This window comes from Gemmiger sp. An194 (assembly GCF_002160145.1).
GTDB lineage: Bacteria > Bacillota > Clostridia > Oscillospirales > Ruminococcaceae > Allofournierella.
In genome coordinates, this window is sequence record NZ_NFKA01000009.1 from 52,128 (window position 1) to 72,050 (window position 19,923).

Here is a 19,923-nt window from a genome sequence, read left to right on the forward strand (position 1 = left end):
CGGGCGGGTTATGCCTTTTCAATTGGCAAGATAGCACAACTCGGCAATGCTCATCGAGGGCTGCAGCGCCTTGTTGATGGCGGCACTGAGCAGCTCAGCGCCGCTGCGGATCACGCCGTCCAGCTGGCGGCAGGTGAGAATGAGACCCTTGCCCTTCTCCATACATCCGTCCGCCTCCATCAGGGTGGGCACACCCACCGCCAGCACCGGTACCCCCAGCATGGCCCGGGTGATGCAGCGGCCGGAATCCGGCCGGGCAGGGGAAAGGCCGGTGTCACTGATCTGAATGGTGCGCCCCAGCCGGGCCGGGTCGGAGGTGCACAGGCTGTCCACACAGAGGATGGCGGCGGGCTTCAGGGTGCGCACCAGCCCCGCCAGCAGCTGGGCAAGCGGGATGCCGGTGGCCCCGGAGGCCCCCGGGCTTACACACACCACCTCCCGCAGGCTCAGGCCCTCGGCACGCGCGTCCGCGGCCATGCCCCGGGTCACCAGTACCCCCGCGGCGGTGCGGGGGCCCAGCGCGTCCACCGTGACCCGCCGGTTGCCCACGCCCACCACCAGCACCAGCCCTGTTGCGGGCAGCATGGCCCGCAGCTCAGCCGCCACCGCGCTGATCAGTCGCTCGTCCCGTTTATCCAGCGCAGCCAGGCTGGGGGTCTCCAGAGTGGAATAGCGCCCCGCAGGGCGGGCCAGCCCCTGCCGGGTGATCTGCACCCTTGTCAGCCGGATGGGCCCGCTGCTGGCGGTGCGCACCTGCACACCGGGAGGCACCGTGCCCTTACCCGGACGAAACAGCTCGTCGGCCATGTCGGTGTATATGTTCATGCTTGTTCCTCCTTTTTTGCGGCCACGGAGGGAAAATTCTGCCCGCGGCCGGTCTTTTTTCAGTGTTGGCCGGTGATTTTCAAAAAATTCTCCGAAAAAAGTATGAAAAAAGGCTTGCAACGCCCGCTTAAATGTGCTATCATAAATTGCACTGTTATGGGTGACAAGGAGGTGGTACGAATGCCTAACATTAAATCGCAGAAGGATCGTGTCGTTCAGTCCAAGAAGGAAGCCCTTCACAACAAGGCGATTAAGTCCAACCTGAAAACAGTCGTGAAGAAGGCAGACGCTGCCATCGCTGCGAATGCAGCTGATAAGGAAGCCGTCGTTGTTGCTGCTATCTCCGCTATTGATAAGGCTAAGAGCAAGGGTGTACTGCACAAGAACACTGCTTCCCGCAAGATCAGCCGTATGGCGAAGCGCGCTAACAAGGCGAATGCTTGATTTTCGACAAAACAGAAGGGCCAGCTCATTTTGAGCGGGCCTTTTGTTTTTGCTTTTTGCAAATAATACGCCCGCCGGGAATTCCCGGCGGGCGTATTTTTCTGTTACAGTAACTCCTCAATCACTTGTTTTCTTCCTGATTTGCCGTCTCTTCCTCAGCCAGTGCACGACGGATGGCGAATACCGCGGCTGCGATCAAAAGAATCAACAGCAGAAGCAGCAGCCACCAGGCCCAGCCCTTTTCCTGCTTCTCCGTTTCCGGCACAGGTTCCTGCGTGGGGGTAGGGCTTTGCTCCGGCACGGGCGATGCAGTCGGCTGTACAGTCGGCGCGGCCGTGGGCAGCGGAGTGGGAGATGTTTCTCCGGGGAGAAGGGTCCCTCCGTTTAACGGGGTGGACGGCGGCTGTGCTGCCGGTGGAATAACCGGCACTGCAGTGGGTTTTTGGGGCATTGCAGGCTTTGCTGTGGCTGTGGGCTTCGGTGTGGCCGTGGGCTCAGGCGTAGTCGTAGGCTTCGGCGTGGCCGTGGGCTCGGGCGTAGCTGTGGGCTTCGGTGTGACCGAAGGCTCCGGCGTTGCCGTGGGCTCTGGTGTGGCCGTGGGCTCCGGTGTCGCCGTAGGCTCAGGCGTTGCCGTGGGCTCTGGCGTGGCTGTGGGCTCCGGTGTAGCCGAAGGCTCTGGCGTGGCTGTGGGCTCCGGTGTAGCCGAAGGCTCTGGCGTGGCTGTGGGCTTCGGTGTGGCCGAAGGCTCTGGCGTGGCTGTGGGCTTCGGTGTGGCCGAAGGCTCTGGCGTGGCCGTGGGCTTCGGTGTGGCCGAAGGCTCTGGCGTTGCCGTGGGCTTCGGTGTGGCCGTGGGCTCAGGCGTAGTCGTAGGCTCCGGGGTGGCAGTAGGCAGAGGTGCCCCGGTCCAGTCAAACTGTAAATGCGCGGTCAACGCAGCCCCTTCTTCGGTGTACACATAATCCACTGTGCCTTCGCCTGCGATGTCATACAGCTCATCGCCTTCCAGCCGGGCGCCGGTCATACCGCTGATCTCCTCCAGCTGCAGGGGAAGCCCCAGGCTGGCAAGGTCATAGTGGTCGGCTCCTGCGGGCAGATGGATCGCCACCGGGCGCTGGTTGCTCAGATCGGCCGTGGGGGTGGCTTTGCCCATCTCGATGCCCAGCAGCCGGTTTTCTCCGGCCAGCAGGTCAATCACCTGCGGGTTGCCGCTCAGGTCCAGAAAGGTGAACTCATTGTGCTCCAGGCCCACCGTCTGCAGATTGGGCAGCCCGCCCATATCGATCTCTGTCATGGGGGTATAACCCACCCACAGGTAGATCATTGCCTCGTTTTGCCCCAGCTCCAGGCGGGTCAACGGTCCGCCCAGATAGGTGAAATACTCCAGATTTTGATTGGCGCTCAGGTCCAGCTCCTGAATGGGGTTGTCGCCGCAGGCCAGATCGCTCAGCGCCGGATTTCCGCTCACATCCAGGCTGGTCAGCCGGTTTGCGTGGCAATGCAGAATTCGCAGCTCCGGCGCACCGGAGGTTTCCAGCTCGCTCAGGCTGTTGTCGTTGCAGAACAGCGTCTGCAGCTTCGGCACCATTGCCAGGTCCAGAGAGGTGAGTGCGTTGTTGTTGCAGTTCAGATATTCCAGGTTCGGAAACTGCTCCAGCCCCTGCAGGGATGCAATCCCCCGGTTGCGTATGTCCATGCGAACTACCTGCTCCCGCTCCGCGGCCGAAAGGCCGCCGCTGGAATCTGCATCCAGACTGCTCACGTACGTTAAAAATGCCGGATCGGGAAAAACCGAGGCCTCCAGCGGCACCTCGCCCTGCACCTGGGTAAGGGTTGACGCACCGGCCGTCAGCATACTTTCTTCGGATGCCGCTCCGGCGGGGACGGCCAGCAGCGCCGCTGCCAGGGCCAATGCCGCGATCCGGCGGCGGAGTTTGGTTGTTGGAAAACCCTTCATATATTACCTCATTTCCAGAATCATATGGGATGGTTTGCATCTTTCATGCTACGCCCTTTTGCTCTGGAATGCGGTTGTCTGCCCAACCATTGCAGCAAAAAAGGCCATCCCCGGTATTTTGCCGGGGATGGCCTTTTTTCATTTTGTTTGGTTTATGCCAGTGCCTGCGCGGTGCAGCTCAGCTCCTGGGCGATGTTCAGCACATGGTCGCCCACACGCTCGAAGTCGGTGAGGATCTCGGAATAGAGGATGCAGCCCTCGTCGCTGCACTCGCCGTTCTTCATGCGGCGCATGTGATTCTCCCGGAAGCGGGTGGTCATGTCGTCGATGGTCTGCTCCAGCTTGGCGGCATTGTCCAGCCGGGAATGGCCGTGCAGGTAGCGCAGCGCCTTGGCGCAGACGGTGCGCATCTCCATCAGCTCCTTCAGCGCCTCGTCAGACAGCTGGATGTTTTCCTTTTCCAGTCGCTGGCCATAGCCCAGAATGTTCATGGCATGGTCGCTGATGCGCTCGATGTTGCCCGCAATGCGGAAGCCGGAGGCCACCGCTGCCGAGTCCTCGGCGTTGGTCTCGCGCACCATAGCCTTGGCCACATACTGGCTGATCTCCTTGTTGAGCAGGTCCACCAGTTCTTCGGTGCGAATGGCCTTTTCGGTGCTCTCGTCCGGCCCGCTGATGACGGCCTGGAAGGCAGCGTCCACGTTTTCGCTGGCCAGATCCAGCATGCGGCCCAGCTCCTGCTGCAGCTTGCCCAGCCATACAGCGGAGGAGCCCAGAGTGGTCTTGTCCAGATAGGCAAGACCCATCATCTCGCGCTTCTCCTCTTCGGTCTTCTCGGCAGGTTCCGGCAGGATGCGCTCGGTCAGTGCGGCCATCTGAGTGCCCAGAGGCAGCAGCAGCAGAGTGGTTACGATGTTGAACAGGGTGTGCATGTTGGCGATCTGGCTGGGGATATTCTCCGGCGTGAACGATGCCACCAGAGCGGGCAGCGGGAACAGCACGCACACGATAGTGAAGATGATGGTACCGATGATGTTGAACATCAGGTGGATCAGAGTGGTGCGCTTGGCATTGCGGCTGGTGCCGATGCTGGCCAGCACCGCGGTGATGCAGGTACCGATGTTCTGACCGAACAGCACGAACACCGCGCTGGAGAAGCTGATCGCACCGCTGGCGGCCAGCGCCTGCAGAATGCCCACACTGGCGGAAGATGACTGAATCAGAGCGGTGAATGCCGCGCCCGCCAGAATGCCCAGGATCGGGTTCTCAAAGCGGGTCATCAGGGAAACGAAGGCAGGTTCATCGGCCAGAGGCTTCATGGCGGCGCTCATCATGTCCATACCGATGAACAGCACGCCCAGACCGGCCACGATGCTGCCGTAGTTGTGCAGCTTGGGGTTCTTGAAGAACACCACCAGCGCCACGCCCGCAAAGGCCATGAGCGGCGCCAGCGCGCCCACATCCAGAGCGATCAGCTGGCCGGTGATGGTGGTACCGATGTTGGCACCCATGATGATCCACACCGCCTGGCGCAGGCTCATCAGACCACTGTTTACGAAACCAACCACCATGACCGTGGTTGCGCTGGACGACTGGATTACCGCGGTGATGCCCGCACCCACCGCAACGCCCAGAAAACGGTTGGCGGTGAGCTTTTCCAGAATGCTCTTCATCCGGTTGCCGGCTGCGGCCTCCAGGCCGCTGCTCATCATGTGCATGCCGTAGAGGAAGAGCGCAAGGCCTCCCAGAAGGCTCAGAACATTTGCAAGCTGCATGATTTTTCCTCCTGCTTTTCGGGCCGGTATCCTTCCGCGCCCGTTTCGCTGTTTCTTAAATTTTACTTAGATTTTATGGGTCCATAATATAAATACCGTAAATGAAAAGCCCCGGTCAACAGACCGGGGCAAAACTTTACATAGATTTTTCATTCCGGTGCAAAAAAGCGGGATTTCTTTGCACAATCGTCAGTTCTGGTCGTGGGGATGGCCCAGCGCCGCGGCCGCCACACCGCAGATCAGACTGGCAGTCACCCCGGCCCCGGCCGCCGTAAAGCCCCCGGCCAGAATGCCCAGCAGCCCCATCCGGTCCACCGCATCGATCACTCCCTGGGCCAGCAGATGCCCGAAGCCGGTGAGGGGCACCGTGGCTCCCGCCCCCGCCAGCTCCACCAACGGGCCGTATAATCCCAGGGCGGACAGCACCACCCCGCTCACCACATAGGTCACCAGAATCCGGGCAGGGGTCAGACTGGTCAGATCGATGAGTATCTGCCCGATGACACACAGCAAACCGCCCACCAGAAACGCCCACAGATAACTCACTCTGTTTCCTCCCTTCCGGCACTCAGCTCCACCAGGTGGGCCACACCGGGGATGCTTTCGCCCTGTAAAAAGGTGATCTGGCTCATCAGCGCCCCGGTGGAAAGGAACAGCACCCGCTTCAGCTCTCCCTTTTGCAGGGCGGGCAGCACACTGGTGCACAGCACACTAGCCGAGCAGCCTGCGCCGCTGCCGCCGGCCTGCACATCCTGATGCTGCACATCATATAACGTAAGGCCGCAGTCCCGGTGATTTTTCAGGTCCACATCCTCCTTTTCCAGCAGCTCCTTCAAAAGACGGGTGCCCACGATGCCCAGATCACCGGTATACACCGCGTCAAACTGAGAGGGCGCGCAGCCGGTGTCCTCACAGTAGCGCAGGATGGTCTCGGCGGCAGCGGGAGCCATGGCCGCCCCCATATTGTTGATGTCGCAGACCTCGTAGTCCCGCACCCGACCGAAGGTCACCGCCCGCACATAGGGGCCCGGACCCCGGGGCTCCACCAGGCAGCAGCCCGCCGCGGTGGCGGTCCACTGAGAGGTGGGGGTGCGCTTGCCTCCGTAGGTGAGGGGAGTGCGGAACTGCCGTTCCGCCGCACAGAAATGGCTGCTGGCCAGCGCCGCTGCCCGCGAAACACAGCCGCCCGCTGCCAGGCAGGCGGCCAGGCCCACCGCCTCGGCCATGGTACTGCAGGCACCATATAGCCCGGCAAAGGGCGCGTCCAGCTCCCGCATGGTGTAACCGGTGGCGGTGCACTGGTTCTGCAAATCGCCTCCCAGTACCAGATCCGGCATCTGGGGGCTGCAGTGCCCCTTTTTCAGCGCCAGGTCCAGGCAATAGCGCTGCAGGCGGCTCTCGGCCTTTTCCCAGGTGAGCTCTCCCAGCGTGTTCTCCTCAAACAGCAGATCGAATTTTGCCGCCAGCGGACCCTCGCTCTCCCGCTTTCCGCCCACGGCGGCAAAGGCGGAGATACAGGGCGGGTCCCGAAAGCGGATGGTATCGCCGGTACGCACGGCGTTTGTCATGCTCCTCATTCCTTCCCCTTATATAAATGGCCGCAGCAGGTGGTAAACAAGGCCCCACACTGCGCTGGCGGCCAGTCCGTAAACCACCACCGGCCCGGCGATCAGGAACATCTTGGCCCCCACACCGGGCACAAAGCCCTCGGACCGGTATTCCATGGCGCTGCTCACCACCGAGTTGGCAAAGCCTGTGATGGGCACCAGCGTGCCCGCCCCGGCCTTTGTGGCTATCTTCTGATACCAGCCCAGCGAGGTGAGCACCGCGCTGAACAGAATCAGGGTCACGCTGGTCATGGCGGAGGCATCGCTGAGCACAAAGCCCTTTGCCAGATACGCCCGCCGCAGCACCTCGCCCACCAGGCAGATGCTGCCGCCCACAAAGAACGACCACAGGCAGTCCTTTCCCAGCTTGGAGTGGGGGCTGGCCCGCCGGTTCATTTCGTCGTATTCCCGGGGCGTGATCTTCATGGTAAACTTCTCCTTTTTCAAATGGTCTTGCCGGTAGTATTTCCGCAGCCCGGGAAGGGTATTCGTCAGAGGGCGGCAAAATTAAGGATTGACTATTGTCAGTGTCCGCCGACTGGTGTAGAATAGGAACGATAATAACAAAGGGGGACTACCTTGTGAAGAAACTGATCAGTCCGTTGGATCTTTCCACCGCCGAGATCGACCAGCTGCTTGCTCTGGCCGACCGCATCATCGACGACCCCGCCGCCTACGCCCACAAATGTGACGGCAAGATCCTGGCCACCCTGTTTTTTGAACCCAGCACCCGCACCCGCCTGAGCTTCGAATCCGCAATGCTTCGGCTGGGCGGCAAGGTGTTGGGTTTTTCTTCGGCCAATTCCTCCAGTGCCGCCAAGGGCGAAACTGTGGCCGACACCGCCCGCGTGGTCCAGTGCTATGCGGATATCATTGCCATGCGCCATCCCCGTGAGGGCGCGGCCACCGCAGCAGCCGCCAAGATCAAGTGCCCGCTGATCAACGCGGGTGACGGCGGCCACCAGCATCCCACCCAGACCCTCACCGACCTGCTCACCATCCATCGGCTGAAGGGCCGGCTGAACAATCTGACCATCGGCCTGTGCGGCGATCTGAAGTTCGGCCGCACGGTGCACAGCCTGATCCGGGCTATGATGCGCTACGAGGGCATCCGGTTCGTGCTGATCAGCCCCAAGGAGCTGATGATCCCCAGCTACATCCGGGATGACATGGCCGCTGCCGGCTTCCCCATCCGTGAGGTGGAAAATCTGGAGGATGCCATCGGCGAGGTGGATGTGCTCTACATGACCCGCGTGCAGGGCGAGCGCTTCGCGGACCAGGAGGAATACCTGCGCCTGCGGGACCGCTACATCCTGGATGCCGCCAAGATGGCGCTGGCAAAGCCGGACATGATTGTGATGCATCCGCTGCCCCGGGTCAACGAGATCGCCACCGAGGTGGACGACGACCCCCGCGCCGCTTACTTCGAGCAGGCAAACTTCGGCCGCTTCGTGCGCATGGCGCTGATTCTCACCATGCTGGAAAGCGAGACCGACAATCCGGTGATCCCGGAGCATACCGAGGTGCTGGGCGACTGCCAGAACCCCCACTGCATCACCCAGGTGGAATCCTCTCTGCCCCGGCTGTACACCCGCAACGAGAAGGGCGTATGCCGCTGCGTGTACTGCGAGCATGAATATCAGGGCTGACCGCCCCGTTTCGCCTGCCTGGCCTGGCCGGGCAGGCGTATTTTTTCATGGGCTGTTCACGAACCGGCCATAAAAAATGCTATAATATAGAATACTATATATAAGAAACTGAGGTTTTGATCTATGCAGTGGACCGACATTCGCATTACCGTACCCAAGGCCCAGGCAGATACCGCCGAGGCCATCGCCACCGGAATCTCCGGCGGCGGCATCTACATTGAGGACTATTCCGACCTGGAGACCCAGGTGGAGCAGATCGCCCATGTGGACCTGATCGAGCAGGACCTGCTGGACAAGGACCGCACCAAGGTGATCGTGCATCTGTATCTGGCGCCGGACGAGAACCCCGCCGAGGTGGTGGAGTTGGTCCGCAGCCGACTGGCCGCCGCCGAGGTGGATTACACTCTGGCCGCCGAGGGCGTGGAGCAGGACGACTGGGAGAATGGCTGGAAGGCCTATTACCACGCCCTGACCATCGGCCAGCATCTGGCCATCGTGCCCAGCTGGGAGGAGTTTGACACCGACCGTGTGGTCATCAAGCTGGACCCGGGCATGGCCTTCGGCACCGGCACCCACGAGACCACCGCCCTCTGCCTGGAGGTTCTGGACGGCCTGGTGAAGGGCGGCGAGCGGATGCTGGACATCGGCACCGGCAGCGGTATTCTGGCCATTGCCGCCCTGAAGCTGGGCGCAGTAAGCGCCGAGGGTGTGGACATCGACCCCATGTGCGTGCGCACCGCCGGTGAGAATGCCGCCCTGAACGGGGTGGACGACAAGCTGAAGGTGCTGATCGGCGATCTGTCCGACAAGGCCACCGGTACCTACAACATCATCACCGCCAACATCGTGGCCAACGCCATCCTGAGTCTGGCCCCCCATGTGCCCGCCCTGATGGCGCCCGGCGCCACCTTCATCGCCAGCGGCGTGATCGATACCCGCCGGGACGAGGTGGTGGAGGGCCTGCGCGCCGCCGGTCTGAACGTGGTCGAGGTGCGCGAGCAGAACGGCTGGGTGGCCATCCTGTGCAAAAACGGGGGCGAAGCCTGAGATGCCGCACCGCTATTTTACCAGTGAGATCAACGGCGACACTGCCTGGATCACCGGGACGGATGCCCACCACCTGGGCAAGGTGATGCGGGCAAAAACCGGCGAACAGGTGATTCTGTGCGACGGGGCAGGCTTTGACTACGACGGCGTGATCACCGCCATCGAGCCGGATGAGGTAACCCTCACCGTTTCCGGCAAGCGGCCCTGCACCGCCGAGCCAAAGGCAAAGGTCACCGTCTTCGCGGGCTACCCCAAGCAGGATAAGCTGGAGCTGATTCTGCAGAAGTCGGTGGAGCTGGGCGCCGAGCGCATCGTGCCCTTCTTCAGCCGGTTCTGCGTGGTGACCCCCAAAAAGGAGGACCAGAAGAACCAGCGCTACGCCCGCATTGCCGCCGAGGCTGCCAAGCAGTGCGGCCGGGGCATTCTGCCCGAGGTGGAGCTGCCGATGAATATCAGCCAGCTGCCCGGGCGCTTTTGTGAATTTGACGCGGTGCTCTTTTTCTACGAAAAGGGCGGCCGGCCGCTGCGTCAGTGCGTGCCCGCTGAAGGCGGCCGCATCGCCCTGATCACCGGGGCGGAGGGCGGCTTCTCGGAGGAGGAGGCCCAGGCGCTCATCGACGCGGGTGCCACTCCCGTAGGCCTTGGCCCCCGCATTCTGCGGTGTGAGACCGCGCCCATTGCCGCCCTGGCCGCAGTGATGACCCTGACCGGCGATCTGGAGTAATTCCCATTCCTTGCGAAAGGAGATCTTTGCGCTATGAACCACCCCCTTGCATCCCCCCGTGCCCGCCGCTGGGCCGCGGCCGCAGCTCTGCTGCTGGTCTGCCTGGCAGGCGGCGCGGCCGTGCTGGCGTTCCGGGACCAGCTTTGGGCCATTCTGACCAGTCAGGCTGCCCGGGACCAGTTCATCGGCTGGGTACAGAGCAAGGGGATCTGGGGCATTCTGGTATTTCTGGCGCTGCAGATTCTGCAGGTGGTGGTGGCCGTGCTTCCCGGCGAGCCGGTGGAGCTGATGGCCGGTGCCTTGTTCGGCCCGGTGGGCGGCCTGCTCATCTGTCTGGCGGGCATTTTGCTGGGCAGCATGTTCATCTATGCAGCCATGAAGGTGCTGGGCGCAAAGGCCGTGCCTGCCCAGGCCTTTCACAAGTACCGCTTTTTGCAGGACGAGCAGTGGGCGCGGCGGGCGCTGTATCTGTTGTTTTTCCTGCCCGGCACCCCCAAGGATATGCTCACCTACATCGGCCCCTTTCTGCCGGTGAAGCCGGGGGAATTCTTCTTCATCTGCACCCTGGCGCGCATCCCCAGTGTGGTCACCAGCACGGTGGCCGGCAGTAGCCTGGCAGGCGGTGGTATACTGGTGCCCATCGTGATCTTTGTGGTCATGGGCGCACTGGGCCTTGTCTGTCTGTACGGTGAGCAGCGCATTCTGAACTGGCTCCACCGCCGAAAAGAAACCTGAATCCATTTTCACCCGCCGCGGCAAATGCCGCGGCGGGTTCGTTTTTTGGCAACGCTGGAAATTCCGGCCATTGTGTGCTACAATTTTTTTAACAGTGATTCCTCGCCCTGTATCTTCTACGGGCAGTGTCACAAGCGGGCAGGAGCCCGCAAACAGGAAATGGAGTGGTTTTTCATGGCAGAATATGTGTTGTTCACCGATTCCACCACCGATCTGTCGGTGGAGCTGGTGCAGGAGATGCAGGTGGAGGTAATGCCCCTGACCTTTACGCTGGGCGGCAAAAATTACCGCAATTACCCCGATAACCGGGAGCTTTCCCCCAAGGAATTCTACGACCGGCTGCGGGCCGGTGAGGTGAGCACCACCAGCCAGATCAACCAGGCGGATTTTCTGGATGCCTTCACCCCGGTGCTGGAGCAGGGAAAGGACATTCTGTACCTGGCCTTCTCCAGCGGCCTTTCCGGCACCTTCAATTCCGCCCGTCTGGCTGCTGAGGATCTGCGGGAGCAGTTCCCCGAGCGCACCATCGAGGTGATCGATACCCTGCAGGCCAGCATGGGCGAGGGCCTGGCGGTGTATTATGCCGCCTGCCTGAAAAACGAGGGAAAGAGCCTGCGTGAGGTGGCGGACTGGTTTGTGGAAAACCGCCAGTCCATCTGCGCCTGGTTCACGGTGGATGACTTGATGTTCCTGAAGCGGGGCGGCCGCGTAAGCGGCGCCGCGGCGGTGGCCGGCACCCTGCTGGGCATCAAGCCGGTACTGCATGTGGATGAAGAAGGCAAGCTGATCCCCATGGAAAAGGTGCGCGGGCGCAAGGCCAGCCTGGACGCTCTGGTCAAGCACTTTGCCGCCAGCACCTACGACCGCAGCGAGCAGGTGGTCTTTGTGAGCCACGGCGACTGCCTGGAGGACTGCCGCTATGTGGCCGACAAGATCGCCGCCCTGGGCGTAAAGCGGGTGTGCATCTCCACCATCGGCCCGGTAATCGGCGCCCATTCCGGCCCTGGTACCGTCGCCCTGTTCTTCCGGGCGGACAAGCGATAATTTTTCCAAAACAAACAAGCGGGCGGGATCGAATGATCCCGCCCGCTTACTTTTTATTGGATGGCCGCGCCCATGGCCCGGGCCTGTTCCAGTGCCGGGTGGCCGGTCATCTCGCCAGGCCCCTGCACACCGCCCGCGAAGACAGTACCCACCAGCTCCAGATTTTCAAAGCAGTTGATCCAGCCCTGGATGCCGCTTTCCGCACGCTTGGGCACAAAGTCCTCGGTTTCGGCAGCCGCACTGAGCAGATACACCTCTCGGAAGGCGTTTTCCCGCCCATACAGCGGCTCGGTGCGGTCCAGGAAGGTTTTCAGCTGGCCGCACAGCTCGTAATAATAGATGGGCGTGGCAAAGGCCACCACCTGGGCAGCGCGCAGCTTTTCCAGCAGCGGAGCCACATCGTCCCGAATCACGCAGCTGCCGGTTTTCTGGCAGGCAGTGCAGCCCTTACAGAACCGGATGTCTTTGTCCCGCAGGCTCACCAGCTCCACCTCATGGCCCGCCTGCCGCGCACCCTCGGCAAACTGCTCGGCCAGCGCATGGGAATTGCTGCCCAGCCGCAGGCTGGCGCTGATGACCAAAACCCCCTGTTTCATTTTGATCTCCCTTTCCTGTATATTGTTCGCTTGATTATACAAAAAGTTGATCCATCAAAAAGGCCTGGCGCTGCCGGGCCTTTGGCTTACAGAGTACGCAGCGCGTCCTGCAGAGCGGTTTTCTGGGTGGTTTTTTCATCCTTCTGCTTGATGACCCGGGCGGGAACACCGGCCACCACCGCGCCCGCAGGCACGTCCTCGATGACCACACTGCCGGCGGCAATCACTGCGCCTTCGCCCACGTGCACACCCTCGATGACCACCGCGTTGGCACCTACCAGCACATCGTCCTCCAGGATCACCGGCTTTGCGCTGGCGGGCTCGATCACACCGGCCAGCACCGCACCCGCGCCCACGTGGCAGTGCTTGCCCACGGTGGCACGGCCGCCCAGCACAGCGCCCATATCGATCATGGTGCCCTCGCCGATGATGGCGCCGATGTTGATGATAGCGCCCATCATAATCACCGCCGCGTCGCCGATCTCCACCTGCTCGCGGATGATGGCGCCCGGCTCGATGCGGGCGTTGATGCCCTTCAGGTCCAGCAGGGGAATGGCCGAATTGCGGCAATCGTTTTCCACCACCATGTCCTCGATCTTATCGGCATTGGCCTCCAGAATGGGGCCAAGCTCCTTCCAGTCGCCAAATACGATCTTGGCACCGGTGCCGAACACCTTGGCGGAGCCGTAGTTCAGGGGCTCCTTTTCCTGGATGGTGATCTTCACCGGGGTCTTCTTCTCGGCGTTTGCAATGTACTGAATGATCTGTTCTGCGTTCACGTTTCTTTTCCCACCTTGTTGCTTTGTTTTTGCCGTTCTATTATGCCACATTCCCGGCCGTTTTTCAAACCCCTGTGCTCAGACCAGGCCGGCAGCCTTCAGCGCAACGGCCAGCTTGGCCTTGGCGGCCTCGCCCATGGGGCCCAGAGGCTGGCGGTAGCCGCCCACCTCCATGCCCATCTGGTTCATGGCCTCCTTCACGGGAATGGGGTTGACCTCCAGGAACAGGCCGTTGATCACATCCAGCAGGCCCAGCTGCGCCTGGAGCGCCTTGTCCCGGTCGCCGTTCAGGTAGTCCATGACCATATCGTGAGTCTGGCGGGGCAGGATGTTGGCCAGCACCGAGATCACACCGCTGCCGCCCAGCGACAGGATGGGCAGGACCATATCGTCGTTGCCGGAATAGAGGGCGAAATCCTCATTCACATAGCGGGCGATCTTGGCGGTGTAGCTCAGGTTGCCGGAGGCCTCCTTGATGCCCATGATGTTGGGATGGGTGGACAGACGGCGCACCACATCCTCGGAGATGCCGCAGCCGGTACGGCCGGGCACATTGTACAGGATGCAGGGGATATGCACCGCGTCCGCCACCGTCTTGAAGTGGTTGTACATGCCCTCCTCATTGGTCTTGTTGTAATAGGGAGTAATGAGCAGCAGGGCATCCGCACCCAGCTTTTCAAAGCTCAGGCTCTTTTCCAGCATGGTCTGGGTGCAGTTGGAGCCGCTGCCCGCGATCACCGGCACCCGGCCGGCCACCCGCTTGACCACGAATTCGCAGACCGCGTCGTCCTCCTCGTGGCTCATGGCCGAGCTCTCACCGGTGGTGCCCAGGATCAGCAAACCATCAGTGCCGTTTTCCAGGTGAAAGTCCACCAGCTGGGCCAGTTTTTCAAAATTAACGCTTCCATCCTCGTGGAAGGGGGTAATGAGGGCCACAATGGAGCCCTTCAGATTCTTTGCGGTCATAACGGCTGCTCCTCTCTATCCTTAAACTTACGAACAACAAAAAACGCGCCGGAAAGGCGCTGCGGCCTTACCGGCGCGTGGACAATACCACCGCTTACAGGTAAGATAGCGCCCCCGCGGTCCTTCCGCGGACAGTGCCGCGGGTATTCCCCGGGGCCCCATCGGCACCGCCGCGCCCGGCTGCGCCAATTCGGCGGGCTTGCCCCGCCCCACGATCTGCACCTGCCGGCTCCTGTGGGGTTCATCGCACCCGCGCCTCTATCCATATATCTGCATCATAGCACGCTATCGAAGTGAAGTCAACGGCTTTTTCCTTCTTTGCCCAAGCGTTCCCACGCTTGTGCATCCGGAGCAGAACGCTTATAATAGGAGCAAAATGTCACAAACAGAGGGGGAGAGATTTCTATGACGCAGCAGCTGCTGACCCAATACCGCCGGGACCTGCACCAGATCCCGGAAACCGATTTTGACCTGCCCGAAACCCTGGCCTATATCCGCCGGGTGCTGGAGCAGTATCCCTGCACCTTGTTTTCACCCTGCCAGAGCACCCTGTGTGCCTACTTTGACGCAGGCAAGCCCCACACCGCCGCCTTCCGGGCAGATATGGACGCTCTGCCCATCGCCGAGCGCAGCGGCTGCGACTACGCCTCCCGCCACGAGGGCAAGATGCATGCCTGCGGCCACGACGGCCACATGGCCATGGTGCTGGCGCTGGCCGGGCGGGTGAGTGAAGTGCTGGACAAGCTGCCCCGGAACGTGCTGCTGGTGTTCCAGCCCGCCGAGGAAACCACCGGCGGTGCAAAGCTGGTGTGCGACAGCGGTGTATTCGAGCAATACCACTGCGACCGGATCTTCGGCTGGCACCTGTGGCCGGATCTGCCCGCCGGAGCCATCGCCGGACGCCCCGGCCCGCTGCTGGCCCGCTCCAGCGAAGTGACCGTAACCGTAACCGGCAAAAGCAGCCATGTGGCCAAGCCCCACGAGGGCCGTGACGCATTGTATGCCGCCTCCGCCTTTTTGTGCGAAAGCTACCGGCGGCTGGAGCTGCTGGGCCGGCCGGAGGAGCCCCGCCTGCTGAAGTTCGGCAAGCTGACCAGCGGCCAGGCCCGCAACGCCATCAGCGATTCCAGCCTGCTGCTGGGCACCCTGCGGGTCTATTCCGACGAGATGTTCAACGCCGCAGAAACCATGCTGCGGGATCTGGCCAAAACCCTCGAGCGGGAAACCGGCTGCAGCTTTACCATCACCTTTTCGGCCGGATATCCGCCGGTACGCAACGACCAGACCCTGTTTGAGCAGGCCCGCGCGGCGCTGCCCCAGCTCCAGGTGCTGGACGAGCCGCTGATGATCTCGGAGGATTTTTCCTTCTATCAGCAGCAGTTGCCCGGCCTGTTTTTGCTGCTGGGCACCGGAACCGGCATCCCTCTGCATGCAGACACCTTCGATTTTGATGAGAGTGTGCTGGCCGCCGGACTTGCAGCGGATGAACTGCTGTTGTTCTTGAACTGAATACACTTTTCTCTTGAATTTCCCACGGAACCGCTTGCAATAGCAAAAGCAAGCGGTTCCGTGGGATTTTTTGCTTTTCATTCGAAGACACCTCCCAGCAAAGTGCCAGATTTCATCCGTTTTTATTTTTGCATTTTTATGCATTCCCACAAAACGCTTTCTCACTGTTTGACTTTATCACTTTCGCGCAGTATAATGCTAAACAACGACAGAGATGTCAGGGGCCGGCAAGGAGATTTCCACCGGACTGCCTGCTCTTTTTTCGTTTCAAGGGGTTTGCGAAGATCCAATCCAAAAAGAGAGGAGCACACACACATGAAACTTTGGAAACGCATGGGCGCCGCCGCACTGGCCGGTGCACTGGCGCTGAGCATGGTCGCCTGCGGCGGCGGCAACGCTGCAGCCAGCGGCACTTCCACCACGGCGTCCTCTTCCGGCACTGCAGCCGCAACCGGCAGCAACGTGCTGAATGTTATGACTGAGGTCGAGGTCGCCTCCCTGGACCCCCAGCTGGCCACCGACGGCACCAGCTTTGAGGTAATCGCCAACTACACCGACGGCCTGATGCAGATGGACGCGGACGGTCAGCCCGTTCCCGCCATTGCCGAGAGCTACGAGGTGAGCGAGGACGGCTGCACCTACACCTTCCATCTGCGTGAGGATGCCAACTGGTCCAACGGCGACCCTGTTACCGCCAACGACTTCGTGTTCGCCTGGCAGCGCGCGGCTGATCCCGCCACCGCCTCCGAATACAGCTACATGATGAGCGACATCGGTCAGATCAAGAACGCCGCCGAGATCATCGCCGGCGAGATGGATAAGAGCGAGCTGGGCGTCACTGCAGTGGACGAAAAGACCCTGCAGGTGGAGCTGACCGTTCCCGTTCCTTACTTCCTGAACCTGATGTATTTCCCCACCTTCTACCCGGTAAACCAGGCGTTCTATGAGGGCCTGGCGGAGGGCACCTTCGGCACCAGCCCGGACACCGTACTGAGCAACGGCGCCTTCATTCTGGACAGCTACGAGCCCGCGGCTCTGTCCTTCAGCCTGGTGAAAAACCCCGACTACTACGATGCCGACAAGGTCCAGCTGGACGGCCTGAACTACCAGGTCATCAAGGACAGCCAGCAGGCCTTCATGAGCTACCAGAACGGCGATCTGGACATCGTCAAGCTGAGCGGCGACCAGGTGGACCAGGTTCAGGGCGACCCTGAGCTGAGCGTACACGGCGCCGGCTACCTGTGGTACCTGACCCTGAACATGGACGGCGTACCCGCTCTGGCCAACCAGAACCTGCGTCTGGCTCTGACCCACGCCATTGACCGTACCTCCATCGTGGAGGACGTGGTGAAGGACGGCTCTCTGGCCACCTACACCGCCGTTCCCCCGCAGTTCGCCACCGGCCCGGACGGCAGCGACTTCTCGGAAGATCAGACCATGTTCCAGGATGTGTGCAGTGACGATCCCGCCAAGGCTGCCGAGTACCTGGAAGCCGCCAAGGCTGAGCTGGGTCAGGACACCTTCACCTTCCAGCTGCTGGTGGAGGACACCACCGAGTCCCAGAACGTGGCCGCCGTTATCAAGGAGCAGGTGGAGACCAACCTGCCCGGCGTGACCATGGAGATCAAGGTTGAGCCCAAGAAGCAGCGCGTTGAGGACATCCAGGAAGGCAACTACGAGGTCTGCCTGACCCGTTGGGGCCCCGACTACGCCGATCCCATGACCTACCTGAACATGTGGATCACCGATAACAACAACAACTACGGCAAGTGGAGCAACGCCGAGTACGATGCCATCATCGCCGACTGCACCACCGGCCAGTACGTGAGCGATGCTGCCGCCCGCTGGCAGGCTCTGTACGATGCCGAAAAGATCATCATGGAGGAGGCCGTCATCGTTCCCGTTTACACCAAGGCCGATGCCTGCATGATCAAGTCGGGCGTGACCGGCGTGGACTTCCACCCCGTTGCTCTGAACCGGGTGTTCAAGAGCGCCACCAAGGGCTAAGGCCCTTTGAACCGCCCGTCCTGCGGGCGGGACAATTCCGATAACCCCCTGAATCTTATGCCGCACAGCTTCCCTTGGCTTTGCAAGGCAAGGGAAGCTTGTGCGGCTTTTTTGTTTGGCGAAGCGCAATTGCGGCGCTTGCCCGTTCAGGGTTTCTTGTATCAAAAGACTGTATCAAAAGAGGGAGATCGCTTGTGAAAAGTTATATTCTGAAACGAGTGCTCATCTCGGTATTCACCCTTCTGGCCATTACGCTGGTGCTGTTCTGCCTGCTGCAGCTCATGCCCGGCTCCCCCTTCAACGACGAGAAGCTCACCGATGACCAGCGCATCGTCTTGAACGAGAAATACGGTCTGGATCAGCCGGTGCTGGTCCAGTTCGGGCGGTATGTGGCCAATCTGGTGCAGGGTGATTTCGGCGTGAGCTACAACATCAGCAAAAACACCCCCATCAGCCAGCTTATCCAGACCCGTCTGCCCATCAGCATCCAGGTGGGCGGCATGGCCGTTGCCCTGGGCGCGGTGCTGGGGCTCATTTTGGGCGTGATCGCCGCACTGAATCACAACACCTGGCTGGACAGCCTGTGCACCGCCATCTCGGTGCTGGGCGTTTCGGTGCCAAGCTACGTATTCGCTCTGGCACTCAGCTACACCCTGGGCTTCCGATTGAAATGGCTGCCCATGCTCTATTCCACAAACACGCCGTTTCTCTCCAGCGTGATGCCCAGCATCGCGCTGAGCATGTTCACCATGGCCTCCATTGCCCGCTTTACCCGCAATGAGATGATGGAGGTGCTGGGCAGCGAGTACATGCTGCTGGCCGAGAGCAAGGGCATCAACGGCGCGCCGCTGATTCTGCGGCACGCACTGCGCAACGCGCTGATTCCCATCATCACCGTGCTGGCGCCCCTGATCGTGGATCTGATGACCGGCAGCCTGGTGGTGGAGAAGATCTTCTCCATTCCCGGCGTGGGCAGCCTGCTGGTCACGGCCATCCAGTCCAACGACTACAACGTGGTCATCGCCCTGAGCTTCATCTACAGCGCCATGTACATTGGCATCATGCTGGTGGTGGACCTGCTCTACGGCGTGATCGACCCCCGCATCCGTGTAACCGGTGAGGGCGGCCGCATGGGCTTCTTTGCCCGCTGGCGGCTGGTACTGTTCGGCAGAAAGAAGGTGGCGAAGGTATGAATCAGGTACAAACCATTCCCGCGGGCACCCGGGCCGACATTCCGGACCTGCGGCCGGAGGACTTCACCCTGCGCGGCAGTTGTGAGGACCATCTGGACACAAACTTCGCCAGCCAGGGCTACTGGCACGATGTGCTGCACCGTTTTGTTTCCAACAAGGGCGCGGTGCTCGCCCTGATTCTCATTCTCATCATTGTGGTCATGGCGGTGATCGGCCCCGGCCTGAGCGGCCGCAGCTATTCCAGCCAGACCCTGAGCGAAAAGAACTTCGCCCCCCGCATCCCGGTGATTGAAAACCTGGGCATCTTCAACGGCGACGAGGTACTTACCACCACCACCGGCAGCCGCGTGGTGAACGAATACGAGGAAAAAGGCCTGACCGACACCTACTACTGGTTCGGCAGCGACACCCTGGGCCGCGACATCTTCACCCGCGTGTGGGAAGGCACCCGGGTCAGCCTGGGCATCGCCATTGTGTCCGCCGTGATCAACATGACCATCGGCATGTGCTACGGCCTGATCAGCGGCTACTTCGGCGGCTGGGTGGACACCATCATGCAGCGCTTTGTGGAGATCAACAACGGCATTCCCCGTCTGGTGATCGTGACGCTGCTGCTTCTGGTGGTCAAGCCCGGCTTCACCACCATCGTCATCGCGCTGGTCATCACCGAATGGATCAACATGAGCCGTATCGCCCGGGCCGAAATGCTCAAGTTGAAGGAGCAGGAGTTCGTTCTGGCCAGCCGCACCCTGGGCGCGGGCAGCTTTTTGATCATCTTCAAGGAAGTATTGCCCAACATCATCGGCCAGATCATCACCCAGCTGATGTTCAGCATCCCCACCGCGATCTTTACCGAGGCCTTTTTGAGCTTCGTGGGTCTGGGCATTCCCGTTCCCCAGTGCAGCCTGGGCAGCCTGATCAGCGAGACCTTCAACAGCTTCACCACTCACCCCTACCAGATCGTTCCTCCCATTGTGGTGATGTCGCTGCTGATGCTCTGCTTCAACATGCTGGCCGACGGCCTGCGGGAAGCCTTTGACCCCAAACTGAAGGAAATGTGAGGTGACAG

At 61.2% G+C, this 19,923-nt stretch carries 19 protein-coding genes and 1 riboswitch; of the genes, 10 read left to right on the forward strand and 9 right to left on the reverse strand.

Features of this window, described 5'->3' with window-relative positions; genetic code table 11:
- Positions 1-18: 18 nt before the first annotated feature.
- On the reverse strand, positions 19-825 hold the full coding sequence (gene gpr / locus B5F28_RS07465; protein WP_087294864.1) for a GPR endopeptidase: 807 nt from the start codon (positions 823-825) through the stop codon (positions 19-21).
- A gap of 180 nt (positions 826-1,005) precedes the next feature.
- Here gpr and rpsT point away from each other — a divergent pair, with 180 nt between their 5' ends.
- Entirely contained in the window at positions 1,006-1,269 is a 264-nt protein-coding gene (rpsT, locus tag B5F28_RS07470; RefSeq protein WP_058963370.1) for a 30S ribosomal protein S20, read from the forward strand.
- 121 nt (positions 1,270-1,390) lie between these two features.
- Here rpsT and B5F28_RS14880 read toward each other — a convergent pair whose 3' ends face one another.
- The 5 genes from B5F28_RS14880 to spoVAC all read right to left on the reverse strand — a co-directional run bounded on the left by B5F28_RS14880 (position 1,391) and on the right by spoVAC (position 7,031).
- Positions 1,391-3,223 (reverse strand): leucine-rich repeat domain-containing protein, encoded by a 1,833-nt coding sequence (locus B5F28_RS14880; protein WP_143424710.1) that lies wholly within the window; start codon positions 3,221-3,223, stop codon positions 1,391-1,393.
- A 152-nt stretch (positions 3,224-3,375) separates the two neighbouring features.
- Entirely contained in the window at positions 3,376-4,998 is a 1,623-nt protein-coding gene (locus B5F28_RS07480) for a Na/Pi cotransporter family protein (protein WP_087294867.1), read from the reverse strand.
- Between the two features lie 189 nt (positions 4,999-5,187).
- Positions 5,188-5,544, reverse strand: a complete 357-nt coding sequence (gene spoVAE, locus B5F28_RS07485; RefSeq protein ID WP_087294869.1) for a stage V sporulation protein AE — start codon at positions 5,542-5,544, stop codon at positions 5,188-5,190.
- A complete protein-coding gene (locus tag B5F28_RS07490; protein WP_087294871.1) occupies positions 5,541-6,566 on the reverse strand; it encodes a beta-ketoacyl-[acyl-carrier-protein] synthase family protein in 1,026 nt (341 codons plus the stop codon). Before B5F28_RS07490 ends, spoVAE begins: the two co-directional genes overlap by 4 nt.
- A gap of 18 nt (positions 6,567-6,584) precedes the next feature.
- Positions 6,585-7,031 (reverse strand): stage V sporulation protein AC, encoded by a 447-nt coding sequence (gene spoVAC, locus B5F28_RS07495; RefSeq protein WP_087294874.1) that lies wholly within the window; start codon positions 7,029-7,031, stop codon positions 6,585-6,587.
- Positions 7,032-7,186: 155 nt separating this feature from the next.
- On the opposite strand from spoVAC, the gene pyrB reads away from it, so the two are divergent.
- The 5 genes from pyrB to B5F28_RS07520 all read left to right on the forward strand — a co-directional run bounded on the left by pyrB (position 7,187) and on the right by B5F28_RS07520 (position 11,804).
- Positions 7,187-8,254: an aspartate carbamoyltransferase gene (gene pyrB / locus B5F28_RS07500; protein ID WP_087294876.1), complete on the forward strand. Its 1,068-nt coding sequence runs from the start codon at positions 7,187-7,189 to the stop codon at positions 8,252-8,254.
- A 123-nt stretch (positions 8,255-8,377) separates the two neighbouring features.
- Positions 8,378-9,301 carry a 50S ribosomal protein L11 methyltransferase gene (gene prmA / locus B5F28_RS07505; protein ID WP_087294878.1) on the forward strand — a complete coding sequence of 308 codons (924 nt, stop codon included), beginning with the start codon at positions 8,378-8,380 and terminating at the stop codon, positions 9,299-9,301.
- 1 nt (position 9,302) lies between these two features.
- Positions 9,303-10,025 carry an RsmE family RNA methyltransferase gene (locus B5F28_RS07510; protein WP_087294880.1) on the forward strand — a complete coding sequence of 241 codons (723 nt, stop codon included), beginning with the start codon at positions 9,303-9,305 and terminating at the stop codon, positions 10,023-10,025.
- Between the two features lie 33 nt (positions 10,026-10,058).
- Positions 10,059-10,760 (forward strand): TVP38/TMEM64 family protein, encoded by a 702-nt coding sequence (locus tag B5F28_RS07515; protein ID WP_087294882.1) that lies wholly within the window; start codon positions 10,059-10,061, stop codon positions 10,758-10,760.
- Positions 10,761-10,934: 174 nt separating this feature from the next.
- Positions 10,935-11,804: a DegV family protein gene (locus B5F28_RS07520; RefSeq protein ID WP_087294969.1), complete on the forward strand. Its 870-nt coding sequence runs from the start codon at positions 10,935-10,937 to the stop codon at positions 11,802-11,804.
- A gap of 53 nt (positions 11,805-11,857) precedes the next feature.
- On the opposite strand, the gene B5F28_RS07525 is transcribed toward B5F28_RS07520, so the two are convergent.
- The 3 genes from B5F28_RS07525 to dapA form a co-directional block, all read right to left on the reverse strand.
- The gene (locus B5F28_RS07525) at positions 11,858-12,400 is read right to left on the reverse strand and encodes a flavodoxin family protein (RefSeq protein ID WP_087294884.1); all 543 of its coding nucleotides are present in this window, start codon (positions 12,398-12,400) and stop codon (positions 11,858-11,860) included.
- Positions 12,401-12,486: 86 nt separating this feature from the next.
- Positions 12,487-13,179, reverse strand: coding sequence for a 2,3,4,5-tetrahydropyridine-2,6-dicarboxylate N-acetyltransferase (dapD, locus tag B5F28_RS07530; protein ID WP_087294886.1), 693 nt, complete (start codon positions 13,177-13,179; stop codon positions 12,487-12,489).
- A gap of 78 nt (positions 13,180-13,257) precedes the next feature.
- The gene (gene dapA, locus B5F28_RS07535) at positions 13,258-14,145 is read right to left on the reverse strand and encodes a 4-hydroxy-tetrahydrodipicolinate synthase (RefSeq protein ID WP_087294887.1); all 888 of its coding nucleotides are present in this window, start codon (positions 14,143-14,145) and stop codon (positions 13,258-13,260) included.
- Positions 14,146-14,243: 98 nt separating this feature from the next.
- Positions 14,244-14,414, reverse strand: a riboswitch (Lysine riboswitch).
- Positions 14,415-14,550: 136 nt separating this feature from the next.
- On the opposite strand from dapA, the gene B5F28_RS07540 reads away from it, so the two are divergent.
- The 4 genes from B5F28_RS07540 (at position 14,551) to B5F28_RS07555 (ending at position 19,915) form a co-directional block, all read left to right on the forward strand.
- Entirely contained in the window at positions 14,551-15,654 is a 1,104-nt protein-coding gene (locus B5F28_RS07540) for an amidohydrolase (protein ID WP_087294889.1), read from the forward strand.
- A 315-nt stretch (positions 15,655-15,969) separates the two neighbouring features.
- Positions 15,970-17,661, forward strand: coding sequence for a peptide ABC transporter substrate-binding protein (locus tag B5F28_RS07545; RefSeq protein ID WP_087294891.1), 1,692 nt, complete (start codon positions 15,970-15,972; stop codon positions 17,659-17,661).
- A 194-nt stretch (positions 17,662-17,855) separates the two neighbouring features.
- Positions 17,856-18,854, forward strand: a complete 999-nt coding sequence (locus B5F28_RS07550; protein WP_087294893.1) for an ABC transporter permease — start codon at positions 17,856-17,858, stop codon at positions 18,852-18,854.
- Complete coding sequence (locus B5F28_RS07555) at positions 18,851-19,915, forward strand: ABC transporter permease (protein ID WP_087294895.1); 1,065 nt, start codon at positions 18,851-18,853, stop codon at positions 19,913-19,915. Before B5F28_RS07550 ends, B5F28_RS07555 begins: the two co-directional genes overlap by 4 nt.
- Positions 19,916-19,923 lie beyond the last annotated feature (8 nt).

Coding starts and splice junctions, on each gene's coding strand:
- B5F28_RS07525 (WP_087294884.1), bottom strand. CDS start 12,400: ATGAAACAGGGGGTTTTGGTCATCAGCGCCAGCCTGCGGCTGGGCAGC.
- B5F28_RS07480 (WP_087294867.1), bottom strand. CDS start 4,998: ATGCAGCTTGCAAATGTTCTGAGCCTTCTGGGAGGCCTTGCGCTCTTC.
- B5F28_RS07490 (WP_087294871.1), bottom strand. CDS start 6,566: ATGACAAACGCCGTGCGTACCGGCGATACCATCCGCTTTCGGGACCCG.
- B5F28_RS07555 (WP_087294895.1), top strand. CDS start 18,851: ATGAATCAGGTACAAACCATTCCCGCGGGCACCCGGGCCGACATTCCG.
- gpr (WP_087294864.1), bottom strand. CDS start 825: ATGAACATATACACCGACATGGCCGACGAGCTGTTTCGTCCGGGTAAG.
- B5F28_RS14880 (WP_143424710.1), bottom strand. CDS start 3,223: ATGAAGGGTTTTCCAACAACCAAACTCCGCCGCCGGATCGCGGCATTG.
- B5F28_RS07540 (WP_087294889.1), top strand. CDS start 14,551: ATGACGCAGCAGCTGCTGACCCAATACCGCCGGGACCTGCACCAGATC.
- spoVAC (WP_087294874.1), bottom strand. CDS start 7,031: ATGAAGATCACGCCCCGGGAATACGACGAAATGAACCGGCGGGCCAGC.
- rpsT (WP_058963370.1), top strand. CDS start 1,006: ATGCCTAACATTAAATCGCAGAAGGATCGTGTCGTTCAGTCCAAGAAG.
- B5F28_RS07510 (WP_087294880.1), top strand. CDS start 9,303: ATGCCGCACCGCTATTTTACCAGTGAGATCAACGGCGACACTGCCTGG.
- dapA (WP_087294887.1), bottom strand. CDS start 14,145: ATGACCGCAAAGAATCTGAAGGGCTCCATTGTGGCCCTCATTACCCCC.
- B5F28_RS07515 (WP_087294882.1), top strand. CDS start 10,059: ATGAACCACCCCCTTGCATCCCCCCGTGCCCGCCGCTGGGCCGCGGCC.
- B5F28_RS07545 (WP_087294891.1), top strand. CDS start 15,970: ATGAAACTTTGGAAACGCATGGGCGCCGCCGCACTGGCCGGTGCACTG.
- B5F28_RS07520 (WP_087294969.1), top strand. CDS start 10,935: ATGGCAGAATATGTGTTGTTCACCGATTCCACCACCGATCTGTCGGTG.
- prmA (WP_087294878.1), top strand. CDS start 8,378: ATGCAGTGGACCGACATTCGCATTACCGTACCCAAGGCCCAGGCAGAT.